17 protein-coding genes are annotated in these 17468 nt (G+C 72.1%); 5 read left to right on the forward strand and 12 right to left on the reverse strand.

Annotated features, from left to right (window positions below; translation table 11 throughout):
• Positions 1–55: 55 nt before the first annotated feature.
• The gene (locus ABT232_RS07540) at positions 56–259 is read right to left on the reverse strand and encodes a hypothetical protein (RefSeq protein WP_351837238.1); all 204 of its coding nucleotides are present in this window, start codon (positions 257–259) and stop codon (positions 56–58) included.
• Between the two features lie 378 nt (positions 260–637).
• Complete coding sequence (locus tag ABT232_RS07545; RefSeq protein WP_351837240.1) at positions 638–919, reverse strand: acylphosphatase; 282 nt, start codon at positions 917–919, stop codon at positions 638–640.
• A 172-nt stretch (positions 920–1091) separates the two neighbouring features.
• On the opposite strand from ABT232_RS07545, the gene ABT232_RS07550 reads away from it, so the two are divergent.
• Together ABT232_RS07550 and ABT232_RS07555 are read left to right on the forward strand one after the other, a co-directional pair.
• Positions 1092–2192: a CAP domain-containing protein gene (locus tag ABT232_RS07550; protein ID WP_351837242.1), complete on the forward strand. Its 1101-nt coding sequence runs from the start codon at positions 1092–1094 to the stop codon at positions 2190–2192.
• Between the two features lie 300 nt (positions 2193–2492).
• Positions 2493–3011, forward strand: coding sequence for a HEAT repeat domain-containing protein (locus ABT232_RS07555; RefSeq protein WP_351837244.1), 519 nt, complete (start codon positions 2493–2495; stop codon positions 3009–3011).
• 258 nt (positions 3012–3269) lie between these two features.
• Here ABT232_RS07555 and ABT232_RS07560 read toward each other — a convergent pair whose 3' ends face one another.
• A complete protein-coding gene (locus tag ABT232_RS07560) occupies positions 3270–3536 on the reverse strand; it encodes a hypothetical protein (RefSeq protein ID WP_351837247.1) in 267 nt (88 codons plus the stop codon).
• Positions 3537–3745: 209 nt separating this feature from the next.
• Positions 3746–4330, reverse strand: a complete 585-nt coding sequence (locus ABT232_RS07565) for a flavodoxin family protein (protein WP_351837250.1) — start codon at positions 4328–4330, stop codon at positions 3746–3748.
• Positions 4331–4463: 133 nt separating this feature from the next.
• Between ABT232_RS07565 and ABT232_RS07570 the strand changes: the two genes are divergently transcribed.
• On the forward strand, positions 4464–4868 hold the full coding sequence (locus tag ABT232_RS07570) for a winged helix-turn-helix transcriptional regulator (protein ID WP_351837252.1): 405 nt from the start codon (positions 4464–4466) through the stop codon (positions 4866–4868).
• A 12-nt stretch (positions 4869–4880) separates the two neighbouring features.
• Here the strand turns inward: ABT232_RS07570 and mutM are convergent, their stop codons facing one another.
• The 8 genes from mutM to recG form a co-directional block, all read right to left on the reverse strand.
• Positions 4881–5741: a bifunctional DNA-formamidopyrimidine glycosylase/DNA-(apurinic or apyrimidinic site) lyase gene (gene mutM, locus ABT232_RS07575; RefSeq protein WP_351837255.1), complete on the reverse strand. Its 861-nt coding sequence runs from the start codon at positions 5739–5741 to the stop codon at positions 4881–4883.
• Positions 5742–5824: 83 nt separating this feature from the next.
• Positions 5825–6634, reverse strand: coding sequence for a ribonuclease III (gene rnc, locus ABT232_RS07580; RefSeq protein ID WP_450871626.1), 810 nt, complete (start codon positions 6632–6634; stop codon positions 5825–5827).
• Positions 6635–6641: 7 nt separating this feature from the next.
• Entirely contained in the window at positions 6642–6815 is a 174-nt protein-coding gene (gene rpmF / locus ABT232_RS07585; RefSeq protein ID WP_003951102.1) for a 50S ribosomal protein L32, read from the reverse strand.
• 2 nt (positions 6816–6817) lie between these two features.
• On the reverse strand, positions 6818–7471 hold the full coding sequence (locus tag ABT232_RS07590) for a YceD family protein (RefSeq protein ID WP_351837257.1): 654 nt from the start codon (positions 7469–7471) through the stop codon (positions 6818–6820).
• A gap of 129 nt (positions 7472–7600) precedes the next feature.
• Positions 7601–8737, reverse strand: coding sequence for an ATP synthase F0 subunit B (locus tag ABT232_RS07595; RefSeq protein ID WP_351837259.1), 1137 nt, complete (start codon positions 8735–8737; stop codon positions 7601–7603).
• Positions 8738–8836: 99 nt separating this feature from the next.
• Positions 8837–9316, reverse strand: a complete 480-nt coding sequence (gene coaD / locus ABT232_RS07600) for a pantetheine-phosphate adenylyltransferase (RefSeq protein ID WP_351837439.1) — start codon at positions 9314–9316, stop codon at positions 8837–8839.
• 26 nt (positions 9317–9342) lie between these two features.
• Positions 9343–9930 (reverse strand): 16S rRNA (guanine(966)-N(2))-methyltransferase RsmD, encoded by a 588-nt coding sequence (rsmD, locus tag ABT232_RS07605; RefSeq protein ID WP_351837262.1) that lies wholly within the window; start codon positions 9928–9930, stop codon positions 9343–9345.
• 203 nt (positions 9931–10133) lie between these two features.
• On the reverse strand, positions 10134–12332 hold the full coding sequence (gene recG / locus ABT232_RS07610; protein ID WP_351837265.1) for an ATP-dependent DNA helicase RecG: 2199 nt from the start codon (positions 12330–12332) through the stop codon (positions 10134–10136).
• Between the two features lie 189 nt (positions 12333–12521).
• Here recG and ABT232_RS07615 point away from each other — a divergent pair, with 189 nt between their 5' ends.
• Together ABT232_RS07615 and ABT232_RS07620 are read left to right on the forward strand one after the other, a co-directional pair.
• On the forward strand, positions 12522–14357 hold the full coding sequence (locus ABT232_RS07615; RefSeq protein ID WP_351837267.1) for an HSP90 family protein: 1836 nt from the start codon (positions 12522–12524) through the stop codon (positions 14355–14357).
• Positions 14357–17461, forward strand: a complete 3105-nt coding sequence (locus ABT232_RS07620; RefSeq protein WP_351837270.1) for a tetratricopeptide repeat protein — start codon at positions 14357–14359, stop codon at positions 17459–17461. Before ABT232_RS07615 ends, ABT232_RS07620 begins: the two co-directional genes overlap by 1 nt.
• Positions 17462–17468: the final 7 nt, after the last annotated feature.

The raw sequence follows: 17468 nt of genomic DNA on the forward strand, positions 1-17468 counted from the left end.
CCGAGCGGTTGATACGAGCAGCCCAACCACTGCGTGTCGTTGTGTGATGCAGTGATCAGGTGAGCGCAGGCTCCGCCTGGTGTGCGTCGATGCTCTCCATGATCTCGTGGTGAGAAGCGGCAGCCGTCAGGGCGTCGTTCTCCGCCTGGATGCGTACAAGCTCGGATTCCAGGTCCTGGACGCGCTGCTGGAGCCGTCGCATCTCGGCGAGGAGTCGCGGGTCGGAGCCGCCGACGTAACCGAGAAGCGCCTTTGCCATGATGGATGGTCCTCCACAATGAGTGACCGACCGAAGCGGTGTGGGTCGTGAGGGATTCGCACCCGCGGTGCTTGGCACTATGGAGTTCTTGCTGCCGTTCAACCATGCCAAACAGCTGAGGTGCGCGGGGCTTTCAGCGTCTCACCAAAAAGTTTGACGGTCAACACGATCACGCCCCGTATTGACGGCAACCCGCGTGCGCGCGGCCGGGAAGCGGCGGCGCTGCGACTCCTGCGGGGCCTCAGGGCGTGGCGATCATCTTTCCGTGCGGAGCCTTCCACGGCAAGGGGTTCTTGGCAACCACCTGGGGCTTTCCCTCAGGGGCAGCTGCCCACGGCATGTACCACCGCCCGTCGGCGGTCGCCGGGCGGCACCGGATCAGCGGATCGCGAAGCCGTCGTAGCCGCCGCGGGGTGTGTCCCAGATCTCGGTGACACCGTCCACGCGGCCGGGCGTGTCGTCCCCCTCCAGCCACTCCAGCAGTCCCTGGCAGCCCTGGCGCGACCCTTCGGCGACCACCTGGACGCGACCGTCGGCCAAATTGAGAGCAAAACCACTCAGACCGCCGATCTCCAGCGCCTTGGCCCGCGTGAACCAGCGGAAACCCACGCCTTGCACGTGTCCACGCACCCAGGCGACCAGTCGTACATCCTCGCTCATGGGTGCAACCTAACCGGGCAATGTCTCTCGGGACACTTCCTCCCCCACCGCCATGCGGTACCGTCCAGCCCCAATGCATCTCATATGAAACTCACTCGATCAGGTGAGTTTGGTTGACCGCCGGGGCGAGTCGACCGTGAGGACGAGCACGAGGGACGAGGAAGGCCGATACATGGGACGCCACCGACGCTCCGCCGCCGGCCGAGCCGCCACGGGCCGCGCCACGGGGGTCACGCCGGCACAGGGCGGCGGCAGCCGTGGTCCGCTCCGCACGAGCGACCACCCGGAGCCGGGCATCGCGCCCTATCTGAACCCCGAGGCCTACGCCCAGGCGCAGGCCCGCAGCGACGCCTACCTCTTCGCCACCGGCGAGGACCACCGCGGCGGCGGCACCGGCGGCTACTCCCCCGAGGGGTCCGCGTCGCACGGACGCTCGCACCGCCGCCGCAAGAAGGGCGCGACTCCGGTCCGCACCGGTCTGCTCGGCGTCTCCGCGGCGGTCGCCCTCGGTACGGTCGCGGTGGCCACCGGTGTGCTGCCCGGCGGCGACAACTACACGCTCGGCGGCGGCAGCGGCGACCGGGTGCAGGCCACCGAGGGCGGCTCCGGCAACACCGAGGGCCCGCTGGGCGGCACCTCCGGCAGCGCCGAGACCCAGGACAGCGGCGCCTCGGCGAGCAGCGGCACCGAGGGCTCCACCTCGCCGTCGGCGGCTCCCTCCACCTCCGCCTCCTCCCCGTCGGCCTCGCCGACCACGGAGAAGCCGTCCGAGAAGCCCTCCGAGAAGCCGACGACCACCCCGTCGAAGAAGCCCGAGCCGAAGCCGACGCCGACGCCGTCGCGTACGGCGACCAAGGCGCCGGAGCAGACCAGCGCCCCCGTGACCGTCTCCGCGCAGAGCGCCGCCGAGGCGGAGGTCCTGCAACTGGTCAACGAGGAGCGGGCGAAGGCCGGTTGCCGCCCCGTGGCCGCCAACAGCGCGCTGTCGAAGCTGGCCCGGGACTTCAGCGAGGACATGGCGGCACGCGACTTCTTCGACCACACCGACCCCGGCGGGGCGACCCCGTGGGACCGGGCGGAGAAGGCCGGCATATCCGACCTCGGCGGCGAGAACATAGCCCGCGGCCAGTCCGACGCGGCAGCCGTCATGGAGGCCTGGATGAACAGCCCCGGCCACCGCGCCAACATACTGAACTGCGAGTTCACCACCCTCGGAGTCGGAGTCCACTTCGGCCCGGGCGGCCCTTGGTGGACGCAGGACTTCGGCTACTGAGACAACCGCGGGTCAGAGGGCCAGGCGTCCTCGTGGGCCGTGTCCGGGCCGTCGGCGGCGGGTGCCCTCTCCGAGAAGACGCGGTACTGAGTGGCTCGATGCTCACCCGCGTGCAGCAGCGAGGCGTAGAAGTGCCGCGGCGCGTGCATGCCGTGGTCTCGCCCAGTCTCGACGCCCACGTCCCGAAGGGCCGGCCGAGCCGATGTTCACGCATTCGAGTCCGGGAGGCACCCGGCAAGAATGATCTTGCTGGGGTCCCCCAGGACCTGGGGCGTTCCGCACAGGGGAGGTGGTCAGGCGATGACCCCTGAGGAGCAGGATCTGGTCATGGGCCTGGTGATCGCACCGGGCGAAGGCGCGACGAACACGCTCGACGAGGTGCTCGCCCATTTCGGCGAGTCCGACGGTGGAGCCCTGGCGCTCCGGCTGCTCCGGGACGCCATGGAGCGCCGGGACGCCGACGACGTCGAGATGGCGTTGATCGTCCATGCCGCCGCCGACGCCTCGGGCGAGGAGTTCCTGGAGCCGTTGATCGAGCTGTTCCCTGCCGACTGGCACAGGGGGCACGAGGACACCGTGTCCGTGTTGGGCAAGCTCCGCTCGCCCAACACGGTGCCGACGCTGGTCAAGGCGGCTCGCTGGGTTCCCGAGCACCTGGAATGGGACGAGAACCGGGCGCTCGCGGTGAAGGCGATCTGGGCTCTCGGCGCCATTCCCGGCCCGGAGGCCCGGGAAGCCCTCGAGGGCTTGCGCGACGACGAGAACGAGATCATCCGTGAGAACGCGCTGAAGCAGCTCGCACGCCGCGGCGAGCTCTGACCGCGAAGTCGTGGCCGTTCCTCCGGAACGCCCGGCCGCGCTTCCTCGGCCGGTCGTTCCGACCGGGGCGCAGGTGGGCCAGGAGGAGCTTTACGCCGGTGCCAGGTTGGATGATGGGTGTATCGATCAATCCTCGTCGGGCCGCCACAGCCGGCGCAGAGCGTCCGGCAGCAGGACGCCGCCGTGGTGGGGGCCTGTGTCCGCCGCCTCCCAGGACAAGGCCGAAGTAGCAGCAGGCACCAGGGCGGCGGCTGGAGTTCAGTCGTCGAACACGTTCAGGAACTTGGTCGACGACCACCGAAACTCCTCGTCGTCGTCGCGCGACTCCAGCACGCCGGCTTCCACGAGCGCCAAGAGGGTGGCATGGAGAGCCCGCCCGGCCGGGTTGTCTTCCCAGAAGATCCTCTTGCTCCGCGAGAAGGGAACGTCAGCCTTGAGCACACCGAGGCTCAACCCCAGCTCGTACGCGGCCTGGTCCCAGTAGACCCAGTCCTCCAGCGCTTTCGAAAAGACCATCTCGGTCACTCACCCTTCTCCTCGTCACCGTTCCTCGAGGATCACGGCCCCGACGTCGTGCTTCACGGGGCAGGTCCACGATCAACGCCGACAACCGCTGACAGCCAAGTCGCAGGTCGCAGCGTTGATCGTAGACAAGGGCAAGGGCGCAGGTCAGGAAGCCGGCCCCGCACCTCTTCGGCCCTCCACCAGCGCACGCCCCATCCGTCCCACGGGTCTCACGCCGCCGCGCGGCCCCTGAGGAGGAGGCGGGCCGTTTCCGTGACCCGGCGGCCCAGGTGTTCGGCGGTCGCCGTGTCGGCCTTGTGGACGGCGTCGGCGCCCTCGTCGATGTTGGTCTGGGCGGCCGCTCCGGCGTAGAAGCCGAGGCGGTTGAGGTCGTTCTCGGAGCCGGAGGTGCTGTTCCAGCCCGGGTGCAGGCCGAGGTTGACCCAGTGCATGCCGTGCTGCGCGGCGAGGGTCTGGAAGAACTGCAGGGTGTGCAGTTTGTCGCCGCTCTTGGAGCCGGAGTTGGTGAAGCCGGCGGCCAGCTTGTCCCGCCACTCCTGGCCGAACCAGCGCTTGGAGGTGGCCTCCGCGAACACGTGGAAGGCGCCGGAGGCGGTGCCCATGTAGGTCGGGGAGCCGAAGACGATGGCGTCCGAGCGGTCGAGGACCGCCCACTGCTCCTCGGTGATCTCGTCCACCTTGATCAGGTGGACCTCGGCACCGGCGTCGGCGGCTCCGGCGCGGACCGCCTCGGCGACGACGGCCGTGTGGCCGTAACCCGAGTGGTAGGCGATGGAGACAACAGGGGTGGTCACGAAAAGTGCTCCTTCTGGAAGGCAGGCAGGGGCGCCGGGCAGCGGCAGGCCGACCGGGGACAGCACGAGCAAAGCACTAACTTTCAGAAAGCGCCACCCCTAAGTTTGCGCTGTCATCCCCTAAGCTGGACGCATGACGACCACCTCGGAGCGCTCGCCGGAGCAGACCCTCCCCTATGACGTGTTCTCCAAGGCCTGCCCTTCGCGCGGCACCCTGGAGCACGTCACGGGACGCTGGGGCGCGCTGACTCTGGGCGCCCTGCACGAGGGTTCGTTCCGCTTCAACGAGCTGCGCCGCCGGGTCGACGGCGTCAGCGAGAAGATGCTGTCCCAGACGCTGCACGCGCTGGAGCGCGACGGCCTGGTGCACCGTGAGGCCCAGCCGACCAACCCGCCGCGCGTGGACTACGAACTGACACCGCTGGGCCGCGAGGTCGCCGAGCGCCTGATGGGCCTCATCCAGTTCGTGGAGGGCCGCATGGACGACGTCCTCGCCGCCCGCGAGAGCTACGACGCGACCCGTCGGCCGCTGCCGTGACCGACGGCTCGGCTACGCCGACACCTTGGGCGGGCGCTGGCAGCGCGGGCAGTAGTAGCTGGAGCGGTTCATCCAGGGGCGGCGGCGCATCGTCGTGTCGCAGCGGCGGCAGGGCAGCCCCTCGCGTCCGTAGGCGTCGAGGGAGCGGTCGAAGTAGCCGGACTCGCCGTTGACGTTGACGTACAGGCTGTCGAAGCTGGTGCCGCCCACCGCGAGCGCCGCGTTCATCACGTCCCGGACATGGCCGAGGAGTTCCAGGGTGCGCGGGCGGGTGAAGGTCGAGGTCGGACGGTCGTAGTGCAGGCGGGCCCGCCACAGCGCCTCGTCCGCGTAGATGTTGCCGACGCCGCTGATCAGCGACTGGTCGAGCAGGGCCCGCTTGATGGTGCTGCGCTTGCGGCGCAGCGCCTGGTGGAACGCCTCCTCGTCGAACAGCGGGTCGAGAGGGTCGCGGGCGATGTGCGCGATGACGTCGGGCAGGCCGTCGGGGGTGGTGTCGTGCAGCGACAGACCGCCGAAGGTGCGCTGGTCGACGAAGCGCAGCTCGGTGCCCAGGGCGTCGGCGAAGCGGACCCGGATGCGCAGGTGTTTCTCGTCGGGCGCGGTGCGCGGCTGGACCAGCAGCTGGCCGCTCATGCCGAGGTGGGCCAGCACGGACCGGTCGGTGTCCTCCAGCGGCAGCCACAGGTACTTGCCGCGCCGGCTCGGAACGCCGAAGCGGTGTCCCACGAGCTGGTGCGCGAAGTCGTCGGCGCCCGCGGTGTGCCGGCGGACGGCACGCGGGTGCAGCACCTCCGCGTCGGCGACGGTCCGGTGGGCGACCCACCGCTCCAGGCCGCGTCGTACGACCTCGACCTCGGGCAACTCGGGCATGGAACCCCCGTGGATACCGATGGATGAGCCGAGCGCCCGTCCCGGCGGACCGGGGCGGGCGCTCGGCTGTGCCGTGCTGTGGGTCAGGCGGACGCCGAGGCGTCGGCACTGTCGTCGGCGACCGGAGCGGCTTCGACGGCGGCGGCCGTCTTGGCCCGCTCGTCCGCCGCGGCGCGGATGGCCCGCCAGGCGGACTCCGCGGCCTGCTGCTCGGCCTCCTTCTTGCTGCGGCCGGTGCCGGTGCCGTACGAGACGCCTCCGACGCGGGCGGCAGCAGTGAAGGTCTTCTCGTGATCGGGGCCGGTCTCCGTGACCAGGTACTCGGGCACGCCGAGGCCCTCGGTCGCGGTGAGCTCCTGGAGGGAGGTCTTCCAGTCCAGTCCGGCTCCGAGGTTGGAAGACTTTTCGATCAGCGGGTCGAACAGGCGGTGCACCAGCTCCGCCGCCGAGTCCAGGCCCTGGTCGAGATAGACCGCGCCGATCACCGCTTCCAGGGTGTCGGCGAGGATGGACGCCTTGTCCCGGCCGCCCGTGCCCTCTTCACCGCGGCCGAGCCGGATGAAGGAGCCGAGCTCCAGCGTTCGTCCCACCTCTGCCAGCGCACGCGAGTTGACCACCGCGGCCCGCAACTTGGCCAGCTGGCCTTCGGGCAGGTCGGGGTGGGTGCGGTACAGCGTGTCCGTGACGACGAGGCCGAGCACGGAGTCCCCGAGGAACTCCAGCCGCTCGTTCGTCGGCAGACCGCCGTTCTCGTACGCGTAGGAACGGTGGGTCAGCGCTCGCACCAGAAGGGCGGACTCGACCTTGTAGCCGAGCCGCCCTTCCAGAAGCGTGTGGGACGAGGCCTGGTTGTCCGCAGAGTTCTTCTTCGGCGTGGACACAGTGCCTCTCACCAGCCGCTCAGACCTCGAGGACCTGGCGCTTGTTGTAGGTGCCGCAAGACGGGCACGCGATGTGCTGCTGCTTGGGCTCGTGGCAGCGCTCGCACGCAACCAGGGTGGGGACCGCAGCCTTCCACTGCGACCGGCGGTGGCGCGTGTTGCTGCGCGACATCTTCCGCTTCGGAACAGCCACGGCTACTTCTCCTGCTTCTCGTCGGCGCGTGCTGACTGAGGCGCGCCGCCGCTCATCTCGTCCTTCTCGCCGTCTTCGAGTGAACCGGCGAGTCCCTGCAATGCCGCCCAACGGATGTCGACGGCGTCATGGTGGTGGTCCGGGTCGTCCGCCAGCCGCGCCCCACACTCGGAGCACAGGCCCGGGCAGTCTTCCTGGCACACCGGCTGCATCGGCAGTGCGAGCACCACCGCATCGCGCAGCAGAGGTTCGAGGTCGAAGAGTCCGTCCTCTAGGAAGAGCCTGTCCTCGTCGTCCTCGGCGTCGTCGCCCGGTTCCGCGATCACACGGCCCCGGTCGTCGGCGTCAGGGTACGAGAACATCTCCTGGAAGTCCGCTTCGAGCTCCAGCTCCAGCGGCTCCAGACACCTTACGCACTCCCCCTCGGCCGTGGCACGGGCGGTGCCTGTGACGAGCACCCCTTCGAGGACCGACTCGAGGCGGAGTTCGAGCTCCACCGGCTTGCCTTCCGGCACCCCGATGACTCCCTGGATACCGAAGTCCCGGGGAGCGTCGATCGTGCGGGTCAGGCGCTGGAGCGCACCAGGACGCCGCCCCAGCTCGTGCGTATCGAACACGAGAGGGTTGCGGTGGTCGAGGCGGGCGTTCAGGGCCATTCCTGCTTTCGATCTTCTGAGCTCTTTCGGACGCCGCCCTCCGGTGCTTGCGGGCAGCGCTGATCGCGAACGTAGGCGCGACCGAAGAGCCAGGATACTGGACCTTTCGCTCTCGGCCCAATCCGCGGGTCAGCCGTTGCCCCGGCCCTGCTCGTACGCCCGCAGCTGCTCGGCACTGATCATGCTCGTGTCGAAGAGGCTGGTCTCGTCGAGCGCGTATCCCTGGTGCCCGCCCTGCGCGGCCTGAGGCGCCTGCGGGGGCTGGGGAGGCTGCTGGGGCTGCTGGGGCATCTGGTGCGGGTCGTAGCCGCCCTGCTGGGGGTCGTAGCCCTGGTAGGCGTCGCCTCCCGCAGGACCCGCCTGTCCCGCTGGAGCGAAGCCGGAGGCGGCGTAGGGGTCGGCCTGCTGGTAGCCGTACGGGTCCTGCTGGGCGTAGCCCTGCTGGTAGCCGCCGTAGGGGTCCGGCTGCTGCTGGTAGCCGTACGCCGGCTCCGGCTCCCTCTGCTGTTGCTGCTGCCGGGCGGGCTGCTCGGTCCGGGCGTCCTGCTCGGCCAGCGCGGCGAGGTCGGCCAGGTAGTCGGCGTCGCTGGAGTGCTGGACGGTGGTGAGGTCGCCGGCGAGGGCGCCGAGGTCGTCCGAGGCGATCCGGCCGTGCAGCGTCTGACGGCCGCGGCCGACGGCCTCCAGGGTCTTGGCGAGCACCGCCTCGAAGGCGCCCAGCTTGGCGTCGACGTACTGGTCGGCGGTGCGGCGCAGGGTCTCGGGGTCGTGGCTGCGCTCGGGGGCGTCCTCGTCGGCGTAGCCCTGCTCGTCGAGGCCGGGGCCGGTGCCGAGCAGCTTCTCGCGGCCGCGGCCGACCGAGCCCAGGGTCTTGGTGAGGACGACCTCGAAGTTGGCGAGCTTGGAGTCGACGTAGTCGTCGGCCTCGGCGCGGACCTCCTCGGCCTCCTTGCGGGCCTCGGCGAGGATCCGGTCGGCCTCGGCCTGGGAGCGGCGGGCGACCTCGGTGTCGGAGATCAGGGAGCCGCGCTCGGCGTGCGCGCCCTGGATGATCCGCTCGGCCTCCTGGCGGGCCTGCTCGACCATCTGCTCGCGGTCGCCGATCAGCTCCCGCGCCTGGGCGAGGGAGTCGGGCAGCGCCGCGCGCACCTCTTCCAGCATCGAGAGCAGTTCGGCGCGATTGACCACGCACGAGGCCGACATCGGCATCGACCGGGCACTGGAGACCGCCGCGACGATCTCGTCGAGCTTCTTCTGCACGTCCACCGTGTGCTCGCCACTCTCTACAGCTGTGTTGGAGACGGACGGGACGACTGTACGGCCATGGGGCGGCCGCGGGACACCGGGTGACGGCCCGTCAGTGCGTCAGTCCTGGCGCAGCCGCTCCGTGAGGGCGTCGAGGACCATCGGGGGCACCAGGTGGGAGACGTCGCCGCCCCAGGCCGCGACCTCCTTGACCAGCGAGGACGACAGGAAGCTGTAGGTGGGGTTGGTCGGCACGAAGAGCGTCTCGACTCCGGTGAGGCCGTTGTTCATCTGGGCCATCTGGAGTTCGTAGTCGAAGTCGCTGACCGCGCGCAGGCCCTTGACGATGGCGGGGATGTCGCGCTGCTTGCAGAAGTCGACGAGGAGACCGTGGAAGGCCTCGACCCGGACGTTGGCGTACTCGGCGGTGACCTGGCGGATCAGGTCGATCCGCTCGTCGATCTCGAACAGGCCCTTCTTGGACTTGTTGATCATCACCGCGACATAGACCTCGTCGTAGAGACGGGAGGCGCGGGCAATGATGTCGAGGTGTCCGTTGGTGATCGGGTCGAACGACCCGGGACAGACGGCACGGCGCACTTGAGGTCCCTCGCTCTCCGGTCCGGTCATGGTGCGTCTTCGCACGTAGAGGCGGCGCGACCGTACCAAAACGTTCCCTCTCCGTAGCGCCGGGCCCTCAGCGGCTCGAAGCCGTCCGGCCACCGGAACTCACCGCCTCTGGTGCTGCGCTCCACGGTGACGAGGGCGTCCGCCGCGAGCCACCCCTCCGAGCGGAGTGTGAGCAGGATCTCGCGAAGATCGTGATCTGTGACTCGGTACGGCGGGTCCAGGAAGACGAGGTCGTACGGCTCCTCGGGCGGTGCGGTACGGATGATCTGTTCCGCTTTGCCCGCCCTGACCTCGGCGCCGGGCAGGCCCAGGCTGCGGACGTTCTCCCGGACCGTGCGGGCGGCCCGGGCGTCGGCTTCGACCAGCAGGGTGTGAGCGGCGCCCCGCGACAGGGCCTCCAGGCCGACCGCGCCGGAACCGGCGTACAGGTCCAGGACCCGCTCGCCGTCCAGCGGGCCGCCGAGCAGGGACTGCCAGGTGGAGAACAGGCCCTCGCGCGCGCGGTCGGAGGTGGGGCGGGTTCCGGTCCCCGGGGGGACGGCCAGACGGCGTCCACCGGCGCGGCCGGCGATCACGCGGGTCATGTCCTGGGTCCTTGTCGGTGTGCTCGGGTGGGGCGGGCTCGGACGGGTGGGTTCGGATGGGTGGGCTCGGGCCGGTGTGCTCGGGGCCGGTGAGCCCCGCGCCGGTGTGGGCTGGCCCGGCCGGTGAGCCCGGCGCCGGTGTGCCTGGCGTCGGCCGGTGTGCCCGGCTCGGGTCGGGCGCCTCGGCGACCGCTCCCAGTCTGTCAGCCCTTTTCCAGGTACTGCTCCCTCTCCTCGTCCACCAGGGCGTCCAGAGCGATGCGCAGGGCGGGCAGGCCGCTCAGCTCCGGGTCGGCGGCGACCACCTTGGTGGCCTCCTCGCGGGCCTCGGCGATGATCTCCTCGTCCTCGATGACGGCGAGCACCCTGAGGCTGGTGCGGGCGCCGGACTGGGCCTGGCCGAGGACATCGCCCTCGCGGCGCTGTTCGAGGTCGATCCGGGACAGCTCGAAGCCGTCCAGGGTGGACGCCACCGCGTTGAGCCGCTGGCGGGCGGGGCTGGCCTCGGCCATCTCGGTGACCAGCAGGCACAGGCCGGGCGCCGAGCCGCGGCCGACGCGGCCGCGCAGCTGGTGCAGCTGGGAGACGCCGAACCGGTCGGCGTCCATGATCACCATCACGGTGGCGTTGGGGACGTTGACGCCGACCTCGATGACGGTGGTGGCGACCAGGACGTCGGTCTCGCCGGCGGCGAAGCGGCGCATGACCGCGTCCTTGTCGTCGGGGTGCATCCTGCCGTGCAGGACCTCGACCCGCAGGCCCTGGAGGGGGCCCTTGGCAAGCTGGTCGGCGACGTCCAGGACGGCGAGCGGGGGCCGCTTCTCCGCCTCGTCCTCGGCGGACCTGCCCTTCTTCGTTTCCACCGCCTCGTCGCCGATGCGGGGACAGACGACGTACGCCTGATGGCCGCCCGCCGCTTCCTCGCGCACCCGCTCCCACGCGCGGGAGAGGAAGTGCGGCTTGTCGGCGACGGGGACGACATGGCTGGCGATCGGTGAGCGGCCGGCCGGGAGCTGGTCGAGGACGGAGGTCTCCAGATCGCCGAAGACGGTCATCGCGACCGTGCGCGGGATCGGGGTGGCGGTCATGACGAGCAGGTGCGGCGGCTGCTTGCCCTTGCCGCGCAGGGCGTCGCGCTGCTCGACGCCGAAGCGGTGTTGTTCGTCGACGACGACCAGGCCGAGGTCGTGGAACTGCACCTTGTCCTCGATCAGCGCGTGGGTGCCGATCACGATCCCGGCCTCGCCGGTGACCAGGTCGAGCAGCGCCTGCCGGCGGGCGGCGGTGCCCATGGAGCCGGTGAGCAGCACGACCTTGGTGGCGTGCTCGGTCCCGCCGAGCATGCCGCCCTCGGCCAGGTCGCCCATCATCTCCACGATGGAGCGGTGGTGCTGCTGGGCGAGGACCTCGGTGGGCGCGAGCATCGCGGCCTGCCCGCCGGCGTCGACCACGGCGAGCATGGCGCGCAGGGCGACCATCGTCTTGCCGCTGCCCACCTCTCCCTGGAGCAGCCGGTGCATCGGGTGCTCGGTGGCGAGGTCGTCGAAGATCTCCTTCGAGACCTTGCGCTGGCCGTCGGTGAGGGTGAAGGGGAGGCGGTCGTCGAAGGCGGCGAGCAGGCCGTCGGGGCTCGGCCTGCGGGCGACGGCGGCGAGCTGGGCGTCGGCGTGCCGGCGGCGGGCCAGGGCGACCTGGAGGACGAAGGCCTCGTCCCACTTGAGGCGGTCGCGGGCGGCGGCGACGTCCGCCTTGGTGTGCGGGCGGTGGATCTTGAGCAGGGCCTCGGGCAGGGGGAGCAGGCCGCGGCCCTCGCGCAGGGTGGGCGGGAGGGGGTCGGCGGCCTCCTGGGCGCTGGGCAGGACGGTCTGGATCGCCTTGCCGATCTTCCAGGACTCCAGCTTGGCGGTCGCCGGATAGATGGGGATCAGGGCGCCCGCCCAGGTCTCCACCGCCTCCTCGCTGTCGCCGCGCAGCAACTCGTAGGCCGGATGGGCGAGTTGGAGACGGCGGTTGAAGACGGAGACCCGGCCGGAGAACATCGCGTGGGTGCCCGGCAGCAGCTCCTTGAGGGGTTTGTGCACGCCGTTGCCGAAGAAGACCAGCTGGAGCCGGCCGCTGCCGTCGGTGATGGTCACCTCCAGTCGCTGGCCCTTGCCGCGCGGGGCCTTGGCGGAGGCAAAGGTGTGCAGACGGGCGTCGGCGACCTGGGCGACCACGGTGACGTGTTCGTCCATGGGCAGGTCGGCGAGGTGGGTGAGCTGGCCCCGTTCCTCGTATCTGCGCGGGTAGTGGTGCAGGAGGTCACCGACGGTGTGCAGGCCGAGGTGCTCGGCCATCACCTTCGCGGTGGCGGGGCCGAGCACCTTCTTCAGAGGTTCGTCCAGTGCGGGCACGAGATCCATTGCACACCACCGCACTGACAATGCGTAGCGACGCCCTGCACCGGTGCCGTATCGGTCTCGGGAAACCCCTGGTCAGGCGGCTCGCTGGGGCTCTAGGATGACGCGCTCCGGCCATCCTTTCGCGGTCACCGCCTCACCGGGGCCGCCCGACCCCGCGCCGACGCCCCTCCCCCCACCGGCGCTGTGACGATGGACTCGCAGACCTCACAGTCATCACAAACATCCCAGGCTCCTTCCTCGCCTCACACGTTCCAGGTCGACCTGCGCGGTCTGGTGGACCTGCTCTCCCATCACCTCTACTCCAGTCCCAAGGTCTACCTGCGGGAACTGCTCCAGAACGCGGTCGACGCCATCACCGCCCGACGGGCCGGGGAGCCCGACGCGCCCGCCCGGGTGCGGCTCCACGCCGAAGGCGGCACGCTGCGGGTGGAGGACTCCGGCGTCGGGCTCACCGAGTCCGACGTGCACAGCCTGCTGGCCACCATCGGCCGCAGCTCCAAGCGCGCCGAGGGCATCCAGGAGGCCCGCTCGGACTTCCTCGGGCAGTTCGGCATAGGCCTGCTGGCCTGTTTCGTGGTCGCCGAGCGGATCCGGGTCGTCAGTCGCAGTGCCCGTACGCCGGATGCCCGGCCCGTGGAGTGGACGGCGTCGGACGACGGCTCGTACACCGTGCGGACGCTGCCGGACGAGGCGCGGCCCGAGCCGGGCACCACCGTGCACCTGGTGGCGCGGGCCGGTGCCGCGGAGTGGCTGTCCGAGGAACGCGTCCTCGCGCTGGCCCGGGACTTCGGCGCGCTGCTGCCGTACGACGTGCGGGTGGGCGAGGAAGAGGTCACCGACCTGCCCGCGCCCTGGGACCGGCCGTACCACTCCCCCGCCGCCCGCCGGGTGGCCCTGGCCCGGCACTGCCACGAGCTGTTCGGGTTCACCCCGCTCGACTCGATCGAGCTGGACCTGCCGGTCGCGGGCATACGCGGCATGGCGTACGTCCTGCCCAGCGCGGTCAGTCCGGCCCAGCGCGCCCGGCACCGGGTGCATCTGAAGGGCATGCTGCTCACCGAGCGGGCCGAGCAGCTGCTGCCGGACTGGGCGTTCTTCGTGCGCTGCGTCCTCGACACCGACAGCCTGCGGCCGACCGCCTCGCGCGAGGCGCTGTACGAGGACGAGACGCTGGCCGCCGTACGGGAGGCGCTGGGAGAGCGGATCCGGTCCTGGCTGACCGGGCTGGCGGCCGGCGACCCGCAGCGGCTGACGGCGTTCCTGGCGGTGCACCACCTGGGGGTGAAGTCCCTGGCGCGGCACGACAAGGAGATGCTGCGCACGATGCTGCCGTGGCTGCCCTTCGAGACGACCGACGGGCGGCTGTCCCTGGAGGAGTTCGCGCAGCGCCACCCGGTGGTGCACTTCACGCGGACCGTGGAGGAGTTCCGGCAGGTCGCCCCGATCGCGTCCGCGCAGGGCATCGGCGTCGTCAACGGCGGCTACACGTACGACAGCGAACTGGTCGAGGCGCTGCCCTCGGTCCGTCCCGGCTCGGTGGTCGCCGAGCTGGACGCGGACACCGTGACCGCCCACCTGGACACCGTCGACGCGGCCGAGGAGCTGGCCCTGACCGGCTTCCTGGCCGCCGCGCGGGCCGCGCTGGACCCGCTGGGCTGCGATGTCGTCCTGCGCGCCTTCCATCCGCTGTCCGTGCCCGCGCTGCACCTGGACGACCGCGACGCGCGGCACGAGCAGGCCCGCGCGGACGCCGAGGAGCAGGCCGACGAGCTGTGGGCGGGCATCCTCGGTTCGCTGCGCGGCGGCGCCCCGCGCGCGCGGCTGGTGCTGAACCATCTCAATCCGCTGATCCGGCGGATCAGTTCGCTGCCCGACCCGGAGCTGATCGGCACGGCCACGGAGTCCCTGTACGGCCAGGCCCTGCTGATGGCGCAGCGCCCGCTGCGGCCCGCCGACTCGGCGTTGCTGAACCGGGCGTTCATCGACCTCCTGGAATGGGCCACTCACCGCGAGGACGAGCACTGATGAGCGACATCACGGACTTCGACGCCCTGCGCCGCGCGATCGCGGAGAACTCCGCGCGGCCCGAGGGCCCGGCCCGCAACGCGCGCGCGGAGCAGCTGCTGGCGGCGGCCGAGCGGCTGGACGTCCCGCTCGCCGTGATCGAGGCGCTGGGGCACCAGCTGGCCGTCTACAACTACAGCTCCGAGAAGGACAAGATGTTCGTCCCCTTCGCGCGGCTGCTGCGCATGTGGGACGAGCGCCCCGGGGACTTCGACGAGCAGGAGGCCCATTCGCTGCACTGGGTCTTCAAGTGGATGACGACCGGCATGCTCGACCAGCCGCACATCCCGCTCGCCTCGATCGAGAAGTGGCTAGGCGAGATGGAGCACCGCTACCGGCTGGCCGGGCACTCGGAGCGGGCGGTGCGCGGCGCCGAGTTCCATGTGGCCGCGCACCTCGGGGACGTGCCCCGCGCGGAGCGCGCGTTCGCGGCGTGGCTGGCCGCCGACCGGGACGCCATGGCCGACTGCCACGCCTGTGAGCTGGACGGCCAGGGCTGGTGGCAGGCGGAGCGGGGCCGGGACGAGGAGGCGCTGCGGTTCTGGCGGCCCGTCCTGGAGGGCGAGTTCAGCTGTGCCCACGAGCCGCACGCGGCGCTCGCCTCCTCGCTGCTGCCGCTGGTGCGGCTCGGCCGGCTGGACGAGGCGCGCGCCCACCACCTGCGGGGCTTCCGGCTGGTGCGGTCCATGGAGAGCATGCGTTCCGCGTACGCGGAGCACGTCGAGTTCTGCGCCCTGACCGGCAACGAGGCGCGCGGTCTGGAGCTGCTGGCGGAGCGCCCGGCGTACTTCACGGACACCGGGCAGCCGCGCAGCCGGCTGGAGTTCCTGAGCGTGGTGGCACTGCTGATGGGCCGGCTGACCGCGCTGGGGCTGGGCGACCGGCAGGTGCCGGGGCCGCCCGGGCGGACGTGGACGGCACGCGAACTGGGCGGGCACGCGCGCGAGGAGGCGCTGGCGCTGGCGGCGCGGTTCGACCGGCGCAACGGCACGGCGCACGTCAGCGAGCAGGCCCGCGCGCGGATGGACCGGCAGCCGCTCGTGGACCGGCTGCCGCTGGGCGTACGCACCCCGCGCCCGGCGCACACGGCGCACACCTCCGCGCCCGCTCACACCTCCGCGCCCGCTCACGCCTCCGCGCCAGCGTCCACCCCGGCCGCCCAGCCCTCCGCGCCGCCCACCGCCCGCACCGGCTCGGACTCCGGCGCGCAGCCGGACCTGGAGGCCCTGCTGACCGAGGCCCGGCGCCTGTCGGACTCGCTCCGGCCGCACGCCGTGGAGGCGTGGGCGGCCGTCGAGCGCGCCGCCGAGGGCGTCGAGCTGGCGCCGCGCGACCGCGCGGAGATCGCCGACCACCGGGCCATGGACCTCGGCCCGGAGGGTGTCGCCCTGTTCGAGCGGGCCGCTGAGCTGTACGCCGAGGCGGGCGACCCGGGCGAGGCGCTGGCGGCACGCGCGCGTGCGGCGTACGTCCGTGCCCTCGCGGGCGATGTGGACGGGGCCGTGACCGCGGTCGCCGAGCCGTACGACCTGGTCCTCGCGCTGTACGCCGAGGACGGCACCGGCATACGCCAGACCGCGTCCGTGCTGATGGGCCGGGCGCGGATCCTGATGCGGCGGGTGCACGAGGCGGAGGAGCGGAACGCGCCCGGGACGGTGTCCGGCGTCGAGACCGAGGAGGCCGCCGCGGCCGGGGCGGCACCGCGTCCGGCCGACACCGCTCCGGCCGACACCGCCGACACCGCTCCGGCCGAGGCCGAGGCCGAGGCGGCCGTCCGGGAGGTGCTGGCCCTGGTGGACGGGCACACCGGCGGCGATGTCCGGCTGGCCTCACGGGCCGCCGAGGCACGGGCGATGCTGGCGGAGCTGGCGGCCCGGGCCGGTGACCTCCGAACGGCGGCGGCGCTGTTCGCGCGGGCCGCCGGGGAGTTCGTGGCCGCCGGGCTGCCGTGGTTCGCCGTGGAGTACGAGGCCCGGCTCGCCGCTCTCGCCCACCACCTCGGCGATGTCGCGGAGGCGGAGCGGGCGCTGCGGTCGGCGCTGGAGCACGGCGGGGACCAGCTGGAGCCGGTGGGGCGGGCACAGCTCAACCTCCAGCTCGCCGAGGTGGTCGGCGGCCGGGGAGCCGCCGAGGAGGCCGCCGAGCACGCCCTGGAGGCGGCGCACTGGGCCGACGAGGCCGGCGAGGGCCGCACGCTCGGCGCCTGGGCACGGCAGCTGCTCGGCGGGTTCCTGCTGCGGCTCGGCCGGTGGGCGGAGGCCGCGGAGGTGCTGGAGTCGGCGCTGCCCGACGTGAACGCCGAGACGCACGGCGACGGCGCGGTCGTGCAGACCCTGTGGTGGCTCGGCGACTGCCTGAGCGAGCTGGGCGAGCACCAGGAGGCCGCCGAGCGCCGTCTCCAGGCCGCCGAGATCGCCCGGCACTGGCCCGAGCAGCACGACCACGCCACCCTCGCCCACCTCGCCGCCGAGTCCCTGGGCCACGCCGAGCTGCCGGCCGAGGCCGACCGGGCCTACGACCGCGCGGGCGGCCTGTGGCGCTCGCTGGGGAACGTCCACGGCCTCGTCCGGGCCCTGCGCGCCCGCGCCTGGCTCGCGCTGCGCGGCCAGGGCGGACCGGACCGCGCGCGGGAGCTGATGACGGAGGCGCTGCGGGAGTGCGCGGCGGCGCTGGACACGGCGCCCGACGAGGAGGCGCGGCAGCGGCTCGCCGCCGAACTGGGCCACACCCACCGCCAGTTCGGCGACCTGCTGGCCCGCTCGTGCGCGGAGGACGCCGAGGACTGCTCGATCCAGGACGCGTTCGAGGCGGCCCTGGCCCAGATGGCCCAGGCCGTCGCGGTGTTCGCCGCCCTGGGCGACGACGCGCGGGACGGCCGCACCGGCGCCGAGCTGGCCGCCGGCTGGCTGGAGGCCGATCTGGGCCGCTCGGCCGAGGCCGCGGCACGCGCGTGTGCGGTGCTGGCGGCGTACGGCGACGCCGGGGAGGAGGACGAGGCGGCGCGGGCCCGCCGCGCGGAGGCGGAACAGATGCTGCGGGTGGTGCGGGAGCAGGGCGAACGCTGACCGGCCG

It is taken from the genome of Streptomyces sp. NPDC001532 (assembly GCF_040298625.1).
GTDB lineage: Bacteria > Actinomycetota > Actinomycetes > Streptomycetales > Streptomycetaceae > Streptomyces.